Origin of the sequence: Acinetobacter sp. YH12045 (assembly GCF_013419925.1) — a bacterium.
In the GTDB taxonomy this organism is placed as follows: domain Bacteria; phylum Pseudomonadota; class Gammaproteobacteria; order Pseudomonadales; family Moraxellaceae; genus Acinetobacter; species Acinetobacter amyesii.
This window is the reverse complement of the sequence record NZ_VOZE01000001.1, coordinates 470,183-486,344: the sequence shown is the minus strand read 5'-3', so window position 1 is coordinate 486,344 and position 16,162 is coordinate 470,183. Positions and strand designations below refer to the sequence as shown.

The following is a 16,162-nucleotide window of genomic DNA, read 5'->3' as shown; positions in this document are numbered from 1 at the left end:
TTAGGAACGATGTAGAATATGAGTTTAGAGCTCGACGCTTTATTGCAACCGATTACGGATGATTTACCTTGCGGTAGTGATTTTTCATTTTCAAATGATTTTCATGCAATTAAAAAAGCTAAAACACAAGATGACCCGCTCTTGGATCAAGGCGACTGGATCGCAGAACCGAAACAAGCAGATTGGGGCTTTGTGCACCAAAAATCGTCAGATTTACTTCGCGAACAAACTAAAGATATTCGCTTATATGGGTGGTTGCTTGAAGCATGGACTCATATTCATGGTTTTGAAGGGATTGCCAAAGGGATTGAACTTACACAAAAAAGTTTGCAAGACTTTTGGCTACAACTTCATCCTGAAATTGAAGATGATGACCTTGATCAACGTCTAGGTTTATTACAAGGGATAATTAATCAAATCCCAACATTAATTAAATCAGTTTCAATCGTTCATGGCGCGGCAGCTTATTCCCTATCCGACTATGATCGACTACTTCATGTTCAAAACCAAAGACGTAAATCCAACCATGAAGATGATGATCAAGAAGAGTCTTTTAATGGTATGGAACAGTTTGAACATGCCTTGTTCAATACGTCAAAATCAATTCAATACCAGTATTACCAACAGTTTTTAGATATTTTAAACCATTGGGAAAACTTAAAAACGACTCTTGATGATTTGATGGGTTTAGATGCGCCAAGCTTTGCTGGCATTGACTCTCAAATCGAAATGATTCACTTGAGCTTAAAAAAAATCTATAAAGCAGATGCTTTTATCAATTCATCGAGCGCTGAACAGGTTCAATCAAATTCTCCAATTGAAAGCCAAACACTTTCCACTGTAACTTCCGTGCAGAATGATATGCAAATAATACAACAACAGCATACACAGCAGTTTAAACCTCAAGTGCAAAATCATCTTGAAAACCGTGAACAAGCCATGAAAGTCTTGCAAGATATTGCGGACTATTTCCAAGTGAATGAGCCGCATAGCCCTGTCAGTTATATGCTGCAAAAAACCATTAAATGGTCACAAATGCCACTGCATGAATGGTTAACTCATGTGATTAAGGATGAAAACCCTCTTGAAGCTGTACAAGAAATGTTAGGTGTTCAGCAACAAAGTAATGAATCGAATAGCGACTGGTAAAAACAATGTTTAAAGCAGAAAAAATTTTATGGGGTGAAGGATTATTTTTACGCCCGCAACACTTTCAATTACAAGATGCTTATCATGAACAGCGTTTAAACCATACGGTTCGCGCAACAATACCGTTCGCTTATGGTATTCAAAGTTTAATTTTTGATGAATCGCAACTCAGTACCAACACATTAGCTTTGAATAAAGTCGAAATGATTTGGCAAGATGGTGAGATTTATCAAGCACCTGCACAAGACTTATTACCTGAGCCTGTACTACTTGATTCATTAAATTTACGCGGTGAAATGCAAATTTATTTAGCATTACCGATTGTTCAACCGAATAAACGAAACGTCAATTTTGAAGAAAATACCCAATCGAGTCGCTATCATTCACATTTGACTGAAACTCATGATTTGTTTACAGATGCGACGGCTGCTGAAATCACTTTATTACGCCGCCGTGCAGAGTTTAAAATCTTTGAATTAGGCCAAGAACCACAGCACAATCTTGATGGTTTTCTTTACATGCCTATAGGCCGAATTAAGCGCCAAAGTTCAGGTAATTTTGTTTTAGATTATCAATTTATCCCACCAATATTACATATTAGTTCGTGTGATTCACTGATTACTGGGCTTAAACGAACGCTCAATATTATCAAAGCTAAAATTAAAACTATTCAATCGAATAATCGTGAAAACGAACAAAAGTTAATTGAATTCCGTTCTGGTGATATCGTTTCATTTTGGTTGGTTAATGCGCTGAATACTGCACATGCGACCTTAAATCATTTATTGCAATATCCACTGATTCATCCTGAACGTTTGTATTTTGAATTATTGCGTCTGACAGGTTCTTTACTCACCTTCTCTACAGCTTATGAAGTAGATCAACTCCCACAGTATCAACATCATAATTTGCAAGAAAGTTTTGCTCAATTAGATGTGATTTTACGTGAGTTGCTCGATACGATTATTTCAAATCGATATATCAGTATTAACTTGAAAGAAACCCGTCAATCCTACTGGGTGGGCAGTCTTGAAAGTGACAAAATTACTCGCGATTCGCGCCTGTATTTAGCTGTTTCAAGTAGTGTGATGCCTACACATGACATTATTTCTTATGTACCACTGCGCTTTAAAGTCGGTAATACCGTTGATGTTGAACAGCGTGTCATGGCAGCATTACCTGCTGTTCCATTGCAACATATGATGCAAGTGCCAACAGCAATTCCAGTTCGTTCAGGTGTGAGTTATTTTGAAATTGAGCCAAATAATGATTTGTATCAGCGTATGCTTGATTCTGAATCGATCTGCGTTTACATACCAGCTGGCTTCCAAGATATCTCGATTGAACTTATTGCAGTGATGAATGGTTAAGGAGCAATCATGAATATTTCAAATAATGCCCCTTCACTTTTTGACGACGGTCAAATTGGATTAGGCTCTTCAAAACCAAGTGCTGAACCGAAAATCAACAGTTCAACCAATTTAGTTGATCTACTGCATGATGGTTTTTACATCGTATTCTTACTCAAAAATCAATATGTTCCATCCAGCCCTGAAAGTTTCAGGACAAAAATTATGGATCTATTAAACCGATTTGAAAGCCAAGCCCGTAAGCTTCAATTCAGCAATGAAGATATCACGGACGCAAAATATGCCTATTGCGCTTTATTAGATGAAACCATTGTCACCCAACAAGATGCACGTTTTTTTGATTTACAAAATAATTGGATGATGAATCCACTGCAATTAAGTCTTTTTGGTTCACAGCTAGCAGGTTATCGTTTTTTTGAAAATTTAGAGCAAATTCGTTCTAAGAATAAAGATCGCTTAGCAGCACTTGAAGTTTATCATTACTGCATGCTCCTTGGTTTTCATGGTAAATACCGACTTGAATCGATTGAAATGCTCAATTCACTCGTTGCACGTGTCGGTGATGAAATTGATTATATGAAAGGTAAAAAGGCGTTTTCGCCTTTCGCGGCACTGCCGGATCAAATTAAAAACATTATTCACCGTGAATTACCATTTTTTTGGATCATTATCTTTTGGGCATTGTTTGCTGTATTAGCATTTGGTGGACTGAAATATATGTTATCCAGTCAAAATAATCAGGCGTTATCACAATATCAAAATGTCATAACTGCACCATCGGAACAGGCTTATATCACCATTCATTTACCATAAGACTTAGACACCATGGCAAACGAAAAATCGAATAACGTTAGAATTTTACAGTCGACTCAAAAGAATAATTTACCGCCTTTAGCTCATGCTGCGATTGGCTTTCTTGTTGGTGCAGCGGTCATTATTGTTGCTGGCCTGGGATATTTTTATCTAAGTTCTGACGATCAGCCTGCAAATACAGAAATGACTACTTCTGCCCCAACTGAAGATAAAGCTGAAACTGAAGCAACCACTGCACCCCGTCAAAGTGAAAATGAGCAATCTTCAGCTGAAAAAGCACTGCAAAGCGTTCATGCTATGGACGAAAAAGATCAGGATAATGGTTTATATTCGAATGATTTAGCTACTGCTTTCAATCATGGCAATACGGCTAAAGTGACTCAGCCTGTTCAAGCTGTAGCGAATAACCGTTCGCCTTTTGAAATTACCCAACCGCAGCGCCCTGTTGTAGCTGCTACAACAACCGTTAAACAACATATTCCAACTACATTAGTAAAACCAAAAGCTGCGCCAACAACAGCTAAGGTGACCAAACCTACAAAGCCTTCTACGAAAGCAGCAAAAGAAGAAGAATACTTTGAAGAACCGATGGGTGGAACGCAAATTTCTGAAACCAAACGTCCGAAAGTGGTTGCTGCAACAAACACTGCTAATGCGACTGTGAGCGCTACAGTTTCCCCATGATCATCTTTTTGGTTAGTTGTTTCTTTGTCTTAGCACTGGTGACAGTGCTTTGTTTTTCTTATGAACTCAGAGTTAAAGTTCAGGATTTTTTCTTTCAAATCATTCCACAAAGTAAAAAAAGAATTCAGCACGCCAAAAATTTTGCTTATGAACTGAACTATGCAGCAGCACCACAACAAATTCAATCACACTGGCATTTACAACAATGGTGGATTTTATTTGCAGGCTTCTTACTGTTTGCCAGTATTTTATTATTTGCTTTTACTCGCCCGATTACTGCAAGTAAAGTGGAAGCTGATTATTTGCGTAAAGTCGACCCACAAATTTACGCCATGCTTGATGGACAGGTTTTAGATGCGCCTCCTGAGGTTGAAGAATATCTTGTTCAAGAAGCGATCGCTGAAGAAGCAGCAATGATTGAGCAGCCATCTGTTATGGCCTCAAGTTTCAATCCAGAAGTTCAAGATATACATACGCATTCATATTCTACAGATGTGCCTTCAGCAGATCGTAAATGGCATAAAATGAACCCTCGTTATAAGCAGCGCTTATTAATGGTATTTAAAATTATGCGTGAACAGCATGGTTATGAAATGGTTTTGCTTGAAGGTTATCGTAGTCCTGAACGTCAAAATAATTTAGCCACCAATAAAAATACCACTCGTGCCCGTGGTTTCCAAAGTTATCATCAGTTTGGTTTAGCAGCTGATGTCGCCTTTAAACGCAATGGCAAAGTGGTCATTACTGAACGAGACCCTTGGGCTATGCGTGGTTATCAACTTTATGGTCAAGCCGCTGAGTCTGTCGGTTTAACATGGGGTGGACGCTGGAAATCTATTCAAGATTATGGTCATACAGAATATCGTATGCCAGGCCTGAAAAAAACTGCAGAGATGGCCGCACTACTTACCTCTGAAGGTCAGCTTCAAGCCAATAACATTTCGATTGAGTAATATTTCGATGTTTTGCCTTCAAAATATAATTGAAGGCACACCGTATTAATTTAAATAATTTTGTATTTGCTCTATAACTTCAGTTGTTTTTTCTGCATGTAACCAATGGCCTGCACCTTCTATTACTACAATTTTCGCATGTGGAAATTGGTGTTCAATCGCATTGGTATGTTCCGCTTTTGAAATATAAGGTGACTGTCCACCTTTGAGGAACAATACAGGCTGTTGCCAAGTATTTCCCATACTTTCCCAACCAATAATTTGGTCATACTGTTTATACAACGCATCTACATTAAACAACCATTGTCCTTTGCTAAAAGACTTGAGTAGAAACTGTATCACCATATCTGAATGAATATACTCACGCATAATTTCTACCGCTTGCTGTCTAGATTGAATTTGCGCATTTTGTACAGCAATCAAAGCTATAAATATTTCATCATGATGACGTTCCTGATATGCAAATGCCGCGATATCCAATACAACAAGTTGCTCTACCCGCTCTGAGATTAAAGCCAATTGCATTGCGACCTTGCCTCCCATGGAATGGCCAATCACTGAAAACTTATCGATACCAATCGCATCTAATGTCTCAAGTACATCGTTTGCCATCTCACGATAATTCATTTCTGTACTTTGAGGTGATTTACCATGATTTCGTAAATCAAGCTGAATGACAGAATGTGAATTTTGAAAAGCTCTGGCAAGCATCCCTAAGTTACTGAGGCTGCCAAATAAACCGTGAATAAAGACTAGCGGGTGCGTTTCGCCTTCTAATTTTTGATGATATTCGTAATTAAGGATCATTTTTGAATACTTTGCTATGTTGATATTATGATGCCTAGTTGACGGAATGAAATCAAATGACAGTTAAAAATTATTAGTCTTACTAGGCTATTTGTAGGTGGCAATGATTTAACTTGCTTAGGCTATTTTATAGAATGAAATAGCCAACCGCATTCAACCTAAAGGTTCTTTGTCTTTAATTTGCAGATTTAAAGTGATTAAAAGGAATTTTTAAATAGCGAATACCATTCCCTTCTGGTTTTGGAAATTTACCTGCATCCATATTGATTTGTATTGCAGGTAAAATCAGTTTTGGCATAGCCAAATTTGCGTCACGCTGAGTTCGCATTGTGACAAAATCTTCTTTTTTCGTACCAACGTGGATATAAATATTCTGCTGTTTTTGCGCATGCACACTGCTTTCGCAGCAGTATTTTGCATGACATAAAAACACGCGCATTTCAGGTGCTAACTGATAAATCTTTTGTACAGAGTCGAATAATACTTCCGCACTGCCCTTGGGAAAATCACAGCGTGCTGTGCCATAATCAGGCATAAATAAGGTATCACCGACAAACACAGCATCATCACCAACCACATAGCTCAGACAAGCAGGTGTATGTCCAGGCGTTGGAATGTTATAGGCATTTAACTCACCAATTTTAAATGCCTCATGATCTGCAAATAAATAATCAAATGACTGATGTGAATTAAAATATTTCACATCAAAATTATAAATGGTGCTGAATGTTTCCTGCACAATCTTGATGTTATGGCTCATCGCAATCTTACCATCAAGAACTTTTTTAAATATTGAGATGCGGTTAAGTGATCTGCGTGCACATGCATTTCTAAAATCCATTCTACGCTTAGGCTATTTTCTTAAATATAATGAATAATCAAATCTGCATGCTTCGTTTGAGTAGTTGCAGAAGCAACATTATAATCCAATACACTGTCTATAATCGCACATCGGTTTGTTTGCGGATCGGCTAACACATAACTGAATGTATTGGTATTTTCATCAAAAAAATGTTGTACCTGTGCACGATTTGACATTAATTTGCTCCCGAAAATTTACGATGTATATAGACGCCCGCAAACATCGCTACAACAAAATAGATCGCTTGATAATAACCAAGCCCGATCAAAGTAAAGGCTGGCGCAGGACAAATCCCAGCAATACCCCAACCTATTCCAAAGATAACACTCCCTAAGACGAGTTTTACATCAATTTGATTATTACTTGGTAATTCAATCGCCGTCCCATCAAAGGTTGTCGGTTTTGATTGACGAACGGCCATTTGAAATGGAATAAATGCAACTGCAATGGCTCCCATCATCACAAAAGCTAAACTCGCATCCCACTGCCCTGTTGTATCAAGGAAACTTAAGATCTTTTCTGGATTAGACATGCCCGAAATCATTAAACCTAATGAAAAAATTCCACCAAAAATAAATGCCAATATATTTTTCATCATTAAGCTCCGATTACATGTCTCATTACATAAACTGTGATAATCCCTGCCAATATAAAACTAGCAGTTGCAACAAATGAACGCTTAGAAAGACGACTAATACCGCAAATGCCATGACCGCTAGTACAACCTGAACCTAATCGAGTTCCGAATCCAACCAAAACACCGGCAATGATCATCATCCATGGACTTGCATCCAGTTCAATTGTCACAGAGGTCATTTTCCCGTAGATAAAAGGTACAATAAAAAGTCCCGCTAAAAACCATATCGCAGGTGTTTTTAAAATCGTCTGAGGATTCAACATTTGCGCAATTAAACCACTAATACCAGCGATTCGACCATGTACATATAGGTAGCCTACTGCTGCCAGGCCCAATAAGATCCCGCCGAGAAAAGCGGTTAGAAATGGATGCATATTTATCAGCCATAAAACAATATATGTTTTTATAATATTTTATTAAAAAAATATGCAAACTCGCCAGTCTAAATATTCATTCTGACATGCATTTTCTGATTGAAAAATTTAACGCTTCAAGAGTGTTTGATTAGTTTTATTTAGAATTAATTTATAAACTTGAAAAATCACGAAATATATCCTCGGAGATTTTTCAATAAAGGCTGTTTATTATGAAGTTAATTGAAATAATAAATAATTTATAGATCAATACTAATATCGCTGAGTGCATCGCTCACCCACGTTAAAGCATCTGAGCCCAATTCTATAATATTCGAACCAATTTCAGCTAAGTCAGTCAAATCTACAGAAGACAACGGATCAGATGATGTACTATTTTTTTGCTGTTCTTGTTCAACTTGCGGCTCAATGGCTTGATCAAGATGAGTTTGCATGTTGTTGTAATTTATAGTCGTTATTTTGCATAGGTTCATCCTGTTATTTTGTTTTATATTATATTCAGTTGATATTAATTTGGCTCAAACTCTTTAAGCACCTTATCTACAAACCACCACGGTAAACGCTGAATACCTGAATTCATCTTTAAAATTTCAGCTTGTTCAATTTCCGCAATGAAAGAAGCATGCTGTCCATCGGCAGAGTTATCAAATAAATAACTACGATCCGTTGCTTCCACCGCCTGCATTAACAAATCCATACTTCGATAATAACGTTCGCGAATTTTTTGTTCTGGCACTCCGTGTCCACCCGTTTTCACTCGGTACTGAACACGTGAAATATTGATAACAGGATCAATAGTGGAAACATAATACAGATAGGTTTTAAAGCCTTTTCTTTTTGCTTCGCGTAGAAACTCCACCTTTGAAATATGGGACATCACCGTTTCAAAGGTAAAACTAATTTTTAGTTCTAAAAACTGCAAACGAATGTAATCGATAATTCTTGCACAAAGATATGAGTCAATCTGGTCTGGATGAAACTCAATTTTCCACGGATCTAATATCTGAGGTTTACGTGCTAATAGAGGAATAAATTCTCCATTCGCGGGACGTTTTTTCGTATATAGAAAGTCAATTAATTCTTCTGATTTTAAAGCGGGATGGTAATCCAACAAATTGAGCCTGTGTGAATGTTTCAGTTGAGCTTCGAGTTCATCCGCATTTAAATATGCCCCAATATGATGGGGCAATAAATATTCTTTAACTGTGCTTTTACCTGAACCATTTGGACCCGCGAACATTCTAATGCGAGGTTGTGGAGGCATGTATTAAACAATTTCCTCTATTTTCTTTTTACGTTTTAAAATTTTAGGTAGATCATCCATTTGCACGAAGTCGGCTGAAACATCTTTTATTTGTACTTCTTGACCATTTTGCAGACGTTGAACCAGTTGTAGACCTTTTACATAAACCACAGTGGATGACGCACTTGCTTGTTCAAAAGCATGGCGAAATGCATGGATAGCAAGGCTCGGGATCATATCATCCTCATATTGGCTTGCTTTCATTACTGAAGTATAAGCTGTCATGTAAACAACTCCTCAAACATCAAAAATAATGTGTTCAATTATCTTATCATACTTGCAATATTTGTCTATTTATCCATCACTCATACCGAGAGTAAAATAATAAAAATACAAAGTGATTTAATCATTTGATTGTATTCCTCGAACCAAACTGCACATATGAGTCAATGTATGGGGATGCCACATCATGAATAATTTAAATTTTATCCAAATTCGATTTATAATATGATTAAGCATTTAATTTTTCACAAAAAAATAGCCACTTATTCAGTGGCCAAAAGAGAACGACATCAACAAGTTGATGTATTAGGACTGACCTATGCAACAGGACCAGGGATGTTTGTTGCATATAAATCGTTCTAACTTGATCATAATAATGTGATGGACTTATCATTTTAAGCATATTTCATATCATTTCCTGACAATCTGCATTTTCAATTTCTAATATTATTAGAAACTGCACCTATAGTGAATTATGCTGTAATAATTTTGAAATACTAGACCATTTCGAATTATGAAAAATAGAACAAAATGAAAGAAAGTTAGACTATAGCCCAAAAGTTTTAGAAGAGAAATTTAAACCTAAATTATTTTGTAGGAATCGAACAAAATGCACTTTCGTTTAAGCCAGATGACTGCATACTCTGTTGCTGTTGTTGTAAATAGTGCTGTGAAGCCACTCGCATTAGATTGGCCATTTCAAGAGCTGAGTTTTGCTGAGAAATTTCTAAAATCTGTCGATATGCATTCAATCTTAAACAAAAAGCTTGAGTTTGCTGCTGAACCGTTGCTGTAGATGCAGGATCATCCAAAATAGCTTTGGTTGAATTAATTTGCTCAGTATATGCTTTTATCTGAGCATTATATTCAGTTTGAGTCAGTTGTGGAGTAACCGCTTCATTCACATTTGCACATGCTGCAGAAGCAGTAAACACAGAGAAAATAAGGACATAAAGTTTATACATCAATGGAGAATGCATAAATTAAGCCTCATCACCTTCTTTCCAAACATCTTCATAATCATCAGCATCTATCATAAAACGATAGCCTACATCCAAAGCTAAATACGGTAGCACTTCAGGCACGACATCTTGCAGTTTACGCACAGTCATTGTTTCAAAGTTATCTGCGCCTTCAAGCTCGCCACCATAAATATACCAACTGACATTTTCATCACCTTCTGCAGGCTTACGAATACCAACTATTGGATCTTTATTTAAGGTATGGACAGCCACAGCAATTACATCATCGCCCTGCACTTCTACATATGCAGAACCCACTTCTTCACATAAAAGTTTTTGTTCTGCAATCAACTCTGCCAAAGGTGATGAATTTTGCGTATGTTTTGCCATGTTTGTTCTCAGGCCATATAGGTTTCGGGCATTCTACCGTGAATTACACTTATATAGATATATTTTTTCCGTGCGAAAGCATTCGTGCCTTGTTTTATTAATTCATTTATAGCAAAAGACTCAATGCAGTAGATTCCATGTAAAGATATAAACAGGAATAAAGGAGACTTAATTCAAGACATATACCGTTCAAACACAGAAATAGACGAATAAAAAATAGAATCAGTATGCAAACAGCAAGCTTCTTTACCACCACAGATTTAACTTTTGCCAATACCTGTACAAATTTGGACAAATACCCAATTTTCCAAACTTGCATGATTTATGAAAGAAATCGTCAATGCCTTGCACGCTTTATACATTCAAAACACTGACTAGAAAATACACAAGATGGTTAAAACGCTTATATATAGGTCTATAAAGTATGACTTAGCTACGCAATAAATGTTCATCATATCTAAAGCTGCCTACTTATAAGGAAATGCTCCCACAGAAAATTCAATTCACTGAGGCAAACAAAATATCTAGGTTGAGCCCTATCATTTATGAAAACATTTTATTGGTTTAGAAATATGCTTTATAAACCATAAAAAATTAACTATCTTTTAATTTTTATATACTTAGCATACAAATTTGCTTTATTCCTTCAAAAAACTCGCTTGAAAGCTGAAAGCAATTTAGATTTCTTTATGCACGAAATAAATTAAACCTTAGAAATTTTAATTCGCTGTATGAATAACCATCTTTATGACTATGCATGCGTAGGCTGTTCAACTGACGATCTATAAGATGGATACACAAGGCATCTCACATTTAAGGTCATTCGCACTGGTTATTGCTACACGAATGCACCACGATAAAGCAAGTTTACACAAAAGATATCAACAGTTTTAGCCAATTGGGTTTAAAATGATGTCCTACAATATAATGATAAAAATGTAATTTTTTAACATTGCCAATTCTCTGCAAAGTTCGCATTATATAGCCCATTCTCGGCACATGCTTTTCACGTCAATTTAAAGAAATTATAAAAAAAATGTGGAATTTTATGCCATAATGAGCAAACTTTGCAGGTATCTTGCAAAGTAAATTTGCAACTTTTTATTGGAGCAGGCTGAATGAGCTCGACCATTTTGGTCATTCATGGACCGAATCTCAACTTACTGGGAAAACGTGAACCCGAAGTTTACGGCTATCTGACAATTGAAGATATCAACCAAAAACTGATTTCACAGGCTCAAAACGCTTCCATTTCTCTCGACACTTTCCAAAGTAATTGGGAAGGCGCTGTCGTCGACCGAATTCATCAAGCGCAACAAGAAGGCGTTCAATTCATCATTATTAACCCAGCAGCCCTAACACATACTTCGGTTGCTGTGCGTGATGCCCTTCTTGGTGTAGCCATTCCGTTTATCGAAGTACATCTATCAAATGTCCACGCTCGCGAAGCATTTAGACATCACTCCTATCTATCTGATAAAGCCGTTGGCGTTATTTGTGGTTTAGGTGCAAAAGGTTATGCCGCAGCACTAGACTTCGCCATCGAAAAAATTCAACCAACTTCTCAATCTTAATTAGGAATACTGTTCATGGATATCCGTAAAATCAAGAAACTCATCGATTTGATGATTGAATCTGACTTACAGGCGATTGAAGTTAAAGAAGGCGATCAATCGATTGCTCTAACTCGTCGCAATCCAGTAGTTGCTGCCGCTGCGCCTGCTATGGCTGCTCCTGCCGCTGCACCTGCTGCACCTCGTTCACCACGTGGTGCTGTTGAGCCGTCTCCTATGGTTGGTGTGTTCTATGCTGCGCCAAATCCAGGTGAAGCACCATTTGTGAAAGTTGGTCAAACTGTATCTGCTGGTGAAACACTCGGTATCATCGAAGCAATGAAAATCATGAACCCAATTGAAGCAACTCAAAGCGGTGTAATTGAAGAAATTTTGGTTAAAAATGGCGAAGTGATCCAATTCGGTCAACCATTATTCCGCTATCGCGCTTAAGACCACGGGGAATCACAATGTTGCAAAAAGTTTTAATTGCAAACCGTGGTGAGATTGCGCTCCGCATCACCCGCGCTTGCAAAACTTTAGGAATTAAAACCGTAGGGATTTATTCCGATGCCGACAAAGACCTAATGCACTTACGCTTCTGTGACGAAGCAGTGTGTATTGGACCAGGTGCCAGCAGCGAAAGTTATCTCAATATCCCTGCCATTATTACAGCGGCTGAAATCACCGGTGCAGATGCCATCCATCCAGGTTATGGTTTCTTATCTGAAAACGCTGAGTTTGCTGAAATTGTAGAAAACTCAGGTTTTATCTTTATCGGTCCGCGTCCTGAACACATTCGCTTAATGGGGAACAAAGTTTCTGCCATTATTGCGATGAAAAAAGCCGGCGTACCGACTGTTCCGGGTTGTGACCATGCTGTAACGATTCACAATGCATTGGCAGAAGCCAAAGAAATTGGCTTTCCATTGATTGTAAAAGCTGCCTCAGGTGGTGGTGGTCGTGGTATGCGTATCGTTGAACGTGTAGACACGCTACTCGAATCTGTACAAGCTGCTCAACGTGATGCGGAAATGTGGTTTGGTGACGACACCGTTTATATGGAACGTTTCCTTCAAAAGCCACGCCATGTCGAAGTGCAAGTTCTTGCAGATGGTAATGGCCATGCGATTCACCTTTATGATCGTGACTGTTCATTGCAACGTCGTCATCAAAAAGTACTTGAAGAAGCTCCTGCACCGGGTCTACCTGAAGAAGCACGTGCGCATATTCTTGAAGCATGTGTAAATGCTTGTAAATTGATGCAATATCGTGGTGCGGGTACATTCGAGTTCTTATTTGAAGAAGGTGAATTCTTCTTTATTGAAATGAATACTCGTGTGCAAGTAGAACATCCTGTTACTGAGCAAGTGACTGGCGTAGATATTATCGAGCAACAATTACGCATTGCTGCTGGCTTAGGTTTGGATCTTCAACAAGAAGATATTCAACTTAAAGGTCATGCGATTGAATGTCGTATTAATGCAGAAGATCCATCTACATTTATGCCTTCACCGGGCAAAATCGATCATTTCTATGCACCGGGCGGCGCAGGTATCCGACTAGATTCTCATATCTATCAAGGATATAGCATCCCGCCATACTATGATTCAATGATTGCAAAACTCATTGCGCATGGTAAGGATCGTGAAACCTCTATTGCGCGCATGAAACAAGCTTTAGAAGAGATTATCTTAACTGGCGTGAAAACCAATATTCCACTACATAAAGATTTGATTCTTCAAGATAAAAATTTCTGCGAACAAGCAATGGATATTCACTATCTTGAAAAACATCTATTAAAGAAAGTCGAAGGACATGAAGAGAAATAAAACTTCAGCGTCAAAAAAACCACTCAAATGAGTGGTTTTTTATTTTCATAAGAAAGATCTATAGTCATGCTTAAGGCAAAACTCGACGCAATGTCGCAAAACACTGCTGAGCCTGATCATTGGCACAGAAATTAATAACCGATGGACTTTTCCACTTTACAAAGTACTGTGAAATTTCGCCGGTTTGATCTTGAATATTGCCCGAACAATCCATCTGATTATTGTCATATTTCACTTGTAAAATCAGTGCTGGAATTTGCACATTCGGATCTTGCGCAGGTTGATAGTCATATACCCCAGATGACCACTCTTCACCGCTTTTGATCACAACATCATTATTGCTCTTAAAATTATAATATTCAACGCACTTTTTATTGGTCGGAATTTCCATACCCCATAAGCCGACCAATTCAGAACGTGTTGTCACCCTAAAGCTATTCACCGCTTCAACTTGATTTTTAGCCTCTGAATTTTGAGTTGTATTCTTATTATCTGCCGCCATCACTAACGATGAACTCAACATGAGTAAAACTGTAAGATATGCTATTTTCATACATTTAATCAGTCATATAAATCATGCTCTTAAAGTAACACATTTTTTTACAAATCCGCGGTTTATCACATTTTCATAACAATCATTTTTCCTATTTATCCAAAAAATCAATCTCGGTTAACGAAACTACAAATCAGCTAAATGCCAAACAAATCACACTATTAACAATAAAATAATATAAAATCTTTTTTATCGTTTAATATACGAAAAAAACGAATTCTCCCATATTTAACCTAGTCTTACATAAGCTAATGAAACTGCATTCGAATAGTCTTGCTCCGCTTAATGCACGCCACAGCATGGCTTTTGTAATAGTCGCTGCAGTTATTCTTTGCTGCTGCTTAATCGGTATTTTCACCCGCCCATTAAGCTATTTAGCGATTTTTTGGCCTGCGAATGCAGTATTGTTAGCAATATTCTTAAGGTTCCCTAAACTGAGTAATCTGGGAGGATGTTTAGGTGCATTTACCGGTTATATGCTCGCAGATTTAGTGACGGGCAATTATTTCCAACTCACTTTATTTCTCACTTTTTCAAATTTAACCAACAGCATGGTATCGCTATTTTTTATGCGATATTTTCAGGTGAACTATCAAAACTATAATAAAGGTTTCACCTTTCTGACCATGATTGTCATCATCGCCTGTGGTGGATGCCTTGCAGGTGCTCTTTTTGCTATTTTCACTGTGCCTTATATACCTAACACGTTTATGTCGACCGATCGATTGTCGATTGATTTTGGTATGTGGTGGATTACAGAAATATTAAATGCACTGATTATATTGCCACTTATTCTGTCTTTTCCTAAACTGGCCGATCTTAAACTTTATTTTAAAGATCGAAGACATCAAAGCTTTCATATCAATAAAATATTTCCGGCTATTGCAGTTGTCTTCTGTGTATTTTTAACAGCCGTTTCTGCAGGTCCAGGGGCAATTCTCTACCCTTTAGCGGCTCTAATTTGGGCAGCATTAACCTATCGCTTATTTACCTTATCCCTAATTAATGCCGTGGTAATTTTAGCGACCTATTACAATTTAAATGCGTTCTACTTACACGATTCTTCATTAGCCTATTTATCGACAGCAATTTCAGTTCGTATTGGCCTAGCCATGCTGATTCTCTCGCCGTTGATTCTTTGTATTATTAGCCGTAATCGGCACGAACTATATAAAGAGGTTTTATACCTTGCAAATCATGATAGTTTAACGCATGCGATGAATCGTCGATATTTTTTCGAGCAAGGTGAGCTTTACCTACAAAACCAAATTCAGCTTAACTTTTCCATTATCATGATAGATATTGATCATTTTAAAAAATTAAATGATCAATATGGGCATTATGTCGGTGACCAAGTTTTACAAGAATTTTCGAGTATTGTGCGTAAGAATTTACGTGAAACTGATTTATTTGCACGAATTGGGGGAGAAGAGTTTAGTGTATTACTCACGAACATTGCTGCAACTGAAGCTCAAGGTATTGCTGAGCGTATCCGAAAAGTCGTTGAAACTACGCCTATTTTCATTGATGAAAAAAATACGATTTATATTACGGTGAGTATTGGTCTGATTCATCAGTCTTTGCCCAATGCTCCAAGTTTGCAAAGTATGATTAATCAAGCCGATCAGGCATTATATCAAGCTAAAGAACTCGGCCGTAATCAAGTGATTTTAGTCCATTGAGACTTTTCAATATACT

Annotated in this window: 18 protein-coding genes and 1 pseudogene; 9 read left to right on the top strand and 10 right to left on the bottom strand. The window is 37.5% G+C overall.

The genetic code is table 11. From position 1 onward, the window contains the following. The first annotated feature begins 18 nt into the window (after positions 1-18). Genes tssA through FTU02_RS02505 form a run of 5 tightly spaced genes read left to right on the top strand, consistent with a single transcriptional unit; the run spans position 19 to position 4,969 of the window. Positions 19-1,149, top strand: coding sequence for a type VI secretion system protein TssA (gene tssA, locus FTU02_RS02525; RefSeq protein ID WP_180027198.1), 1,131 nt, complete (start codon positions 19-21; stop codon positions 1,147-1,149). Between the two features lie 5 nt (positions 1,150-1,154). Then, positions 1,155-2,519, top strand: a complete 1,365-nt coding sequence (gene tssK, locus FTU02_RS02520; RefSeq protein ID WP_111885478.1) for a type VI secretion system baseplate subunit TssK — start codon at positions 1,155-1,157, stop codon at positions 2,517-2,519. 9 nt (positions 2,520-2,528) lie between these two features. Beyond that, positions 2,529-3,332, top strand: coding sequence for a type IVB secretion system protein IcmH/DotU (gene icmH / locus FTU02_RS02515; RefSeq protein WP_078190778.1), 804 nt, complete (start codon positions 2,529-2,531; stop codon positions 3,330-3,332). Between the two features lie 12 nt (positions 3,333-3,344). After that, positions 3,345-4,016 (top strand): hypothetical protein, encoded by a 672-nt coding sequence (locus FTU02_RS02510; protein ID WP_180155599.1) that lies wholly within the window; start codon positions 3,345-3,347, stop codon positions 4,014-4,016. Continuing rightward, entirely contained in the window at positions 4,013-4,969 is a 957-nt protein-coding gene (locus FTU02_RS02505; RefSeq protein ID WP_078193371.1) for a M15 family metallopeptidase, read from the top strand. The genes FTU02_RS02510 and FTU02_RS02505 overlap by 4 nt, the downstream gene beginning before the upstream one ends. Positions 4,970-5,014: 45 nt before the next feature. On the opposite strand, the gene FTU02_RS02500 is transcribed toward FTU02_RS02505, so the two are convergent. The 9 genes and pseudogenes from FTU02_RS02500 to FTU02_RS02460 all read right to left on the bottom strand — a co-directional run bounded on the left by FTU02_RS02500 (position 5,015) and on the right by FTU02_RS02460 (position 10,526). Next, complete coding sequence (locus tag FTU02_RS02500) at positions 5,015-5,776, bottom strand: alpha/beta fold hydrolase (protein ID WP_180155597.1); 762 nt, start codon at positions 5,774-5,776, stop codon at positions 5,015-5,017. Between the two features lie 175 nt (positions 5,777-5,951). After that, positions 5,952-6,814 (bottom strand): annotated as a pseudogene (locus FTU02_RS02495) (MBL fold metallo-hydrolase). After that, positions 6,814-7,233: a DUF6691 family protein gene (locus FTU02_RS02490; protein ID WP_078193373.1), complete on the bottom strand. Its 420-nt coding sequence runs from the start codon at positions 7,231-7,233 to the stop codon at positions 6,814-6,816. Before FTU02_RS02490 ends, FTU02_RS02495 begins: the two are co-directional and overlap by 1 nt. Before the next feature lie 2 nt (positions 7,234-7,235). Then, the gene (locus FTU02_RS02485; RefSeq protein ID WP_180155595.1) at positions 7,236-7,649 is read right to left on the bottom strand and encodes a YeeE/YedE family protein; all 414 of its coding nucleotides are present in this window, start codon (positions 7,647-7,649) and stop codon (positions 7,236-7,238) included. 239 nt (positions 7,650-7,888) lie between these two features. Continuing rightward, positions 7,889-8,083, bottom strand: coding sequence for a hypothetical protein (locus tag FTU02_RS02480; RefSeq protein WP_180035250.1), 195 nt, complete (start codon positions 8,081-8,083; stop codon positions 7,889-7,891). Between the two features lie 74 nt (positions 8,084-8,157). Beyond that, positions 8,158-8,913: a zeta toxin gene (locus FTU02_RS02475; RefSeq protein WP_249748882.1), complete on the bottom strand. Its 756-nt coding sequence runs from the start codon at positions 8,911-8,913 to the stop codon at positions 8,158-8,160. A gap of 3 nt (positions 8,914-8,916) precedes the next feature. Further along, positions 8,917-9,177 carry a hypothetical protein gene (locus FTU02_RS02470; protein ID WP_180079155.1) on the bottom strand — a complete coding sequence of 87 codons (261 nt, stop codon included), beginning with the start codon at positions 9,175-9,177 and terminating at the stop codon, positions 8,917-8,919. A gap of 584 nt (positions 9,178-9,761) precedes the next feature. After that, on the bottom strand, positions 9,762-10,154 hold the full coding sequence (locus FTU02_RS02465; protein WP_249748881.1) for a hypothetical protein: 393 nt from the start codon (positions 10,152-10,154) through the stop codon (positions 9,762-9,764). Between the two features lie 3 nt (positions 10,155-10,157). Beyond that, positions 10,158-10,526 (bottom strand): hypothetical protein, encoded by a 369-nt coding sequence (locus FTU02_RS02460; RefSeq protein WP_078190788.1) that lies wholly within the window; start codon positions 10,524-10,526, stop codon positions 10,158-10,160. A gap of 1,118 nt (positions 10,527-11,644) precedes the next feature. Here FTU02_RS02460 and aroQ point away from each other — a divergent pair. Genes aroQ through accC form a run of 3 tightly spaced genes read left to right on the top strand, consistent with a single transcriptional unit; the run spans position 11,645 to position 13,911 of the window. Continuing rightward, on the top strand, positions 11,645-12,100 hold the full coding sequence (gene aroQ / locus FTU02_RS02455) for a type II 3-dehydroquinate dehydratase (RefSeq protein ID WP_180155593.1): 456 nt from the start codon (positions 11,645-11,647) through the stop codon (positions 12,098-12,100). Positions 12,101-12,115: 15 nt separating this feature from the next. Then, entirely contained in the window at positions 12,116-12,532 is a 417-nt protein-coding gene (accB, locus tag FTU02_RS02450; RefSeq protein WP_078190790.1) for an acetyl-CoA carboxylase biotin carboxyl carrier protein, read from the top strand. Positions 12,533-12,549: 17 nt separating this feature from the next. After that, positions 12,550-13,911: an acetyl-CoA carboxylase biotin carboxylase subunit gene (accC, locus tag FTU02_RS02445; RefSeq protein WP_180005521.1), complete on the top strand. Its 1,362-nt coding sequence runs from the start codon at positions 12,550-12,552 to the stop codon at positions 13,909-13,911. Positions 13,912-13,981: 70 nt separating this feature from the next. On the opposite strand, the gene FTU02_RS02440 is transcribed toward accC, so the two are convergent. Then, positions 13,982-14,464 (bottom strand): hypothetical protein, encoded by a 483-nt coding sequence (locus FTU02_RS02440; RefSeq protein ID WP_078190792.1) that lies wholly within the window; start codon positions 14,462-14,464, stop codon positions 13,982-13,984. A gap of 299 nt (positions 14,465-14,763) precedes the next feature. Between FTU02_RS02440 and FTU02_RS02435 the strand changes: the two genes are divergently transcribed. Then, entirely contained in the window at positions 14,764-16,146 is a 1,383-nt protein-coding gene (locus tag FTU02_RS02435; protein ID WP_257232738.1) for a sensor domain-containing diguanylate cyclase, read from the top strand. Positions 16,147-16,162: the final 16 nt, after the last annotated feature.

What these genes read in the sequence shown, in the direction of transcription:
- FTU02_RS02490 (WP_078193373.1), bottom strand. Translation starts at nt 7,233, where the DNA reads ATGAAAAATATATTGGCATTTATTTTTGGTGGAATTTTTTCATTAGGT.
- FTU02_RS02435 (WP_257232738.1), top strand. Translation starts at nt 14,764, where the DNA reads ATGGCTTTTGTAATAGTCGCTGCAGTTATTCTTTGCTGCTGCTTAATC.
- FTU02_RS02505 (WP_078193371.1), top strand. Translation starts at nt 4,013, where the DNA reads ATGATCATCTTTTTGGTTAGTTGTTTCTTTGTCTTAGCACTGGTGACA.
- FTU02_RS02475 (WP_249748882.1), bottom strand. Translation starts at nt 8,913, where the DNA reads ATGCCTCCACAACCTCGCATTAGAATGTTCGCGGGTCCAAATGGTTCA.
- accB (WP_078190790.1), top strand. Translation starts at nt 12,116, where the DNA reads ATGGATATCCGTAAAATCAAGAAACTCATCGATTTGATGATTGAATCT.
- FTU02_RS02510 (WP_180155599.1), top strand. Translation starts at nt 3,345, where the DNA reads ATGGCAAACGAAAAATCGAATAACGTTAGAATTTTACAGTCGACTCAA.
- FTU02_RS02500 (WP_180155597.1), bottom strand. Translation starts at nt 5,776, where the DNA reads ATGATCCTTAATTACGAATATCATCAAAAATTAGAAGGCGAAACGCAC.
- FTU02_RS02465 (WP_249748881.1), bottom strand. Translation starts at nt 10,154, where the DNA reads ATGCATTCTCCATTGATGTATAAACTTTATGTCCTTATTTTCTCTGTG.
- aroQ (WP_180155593.1), top strand. Translation starts at nt 11,645, where the DNA reads ATGAGCTCGACCATTTTGGTCATTCATGGACCGAATCTCAACTTACTG.
- FTU02_RS02470 (WP_180079155.1), bottom strand. Translation starts at nt 9,177, where the DNA reads ATGACAGCTTATACTTCAGTAATGAAAGCAAGCCAATATGAGGATGAT.
- tssK (WP_111885478.1), top strand. Translation starts at nt 1,155, where the DNA reads ATGTTTAAAGCAGAAAAAATTTTATGGGGTGAAGGATTATTTTTACGC.
- FTU02_RS02440 (WP_078190792.1), bottom strand. Translation starts at nt 14,464, where the DNA reads ATGAAAATAGCATATCTTACAGTTTTACTCATGTTGAGTTCATCGTTA.
- FTU02_RS02460 (WP_078190788.1), bottom strand. Translation starts at nt 10,526, where the DNA reads ATGGCAAAACATACGCAAAATTCATCACCTTTGGCAGAGTTGATTGCA.
- tssA (WP_180027198.1), top strand. Translation starts at nt 19, where the DNA reads ATGAGTTTAGAGCTCGACGCTTTATTGCAACCGATTACGGATGATTTA.
- FTU02_RS02485 (WP_180155595.1), bottom strand. Translation starts at nt 7,649, where the DNA reads ATGCATCCATTTCTAACCGCTTTTCTCGGCGGGATCTTATTGGGCCTG.
- accC (WP_180005521.1), top strand. Translation starts at nt 12,550, where the DNA reads ATGTTGCAAAAAGTTTTAATTGCAAACCGTGGTGAGATTGCGCTCCGC.
- icmH (WP_078190778.1), top strand. Translation starts at nt 2,529, where the DNA reads ATGAATATTTCAAATAATGCCCCTTCACTTTTTGACGACGGTCAAATT.
- FTU02_RS02480 (WP_180035250.1), bottom strand. Translation starts at nt 8,083, where the DNA reads ATGCAAACTCATCTTGATCAAGCCATTGAGCCGCAAGTTGAACAAGAA.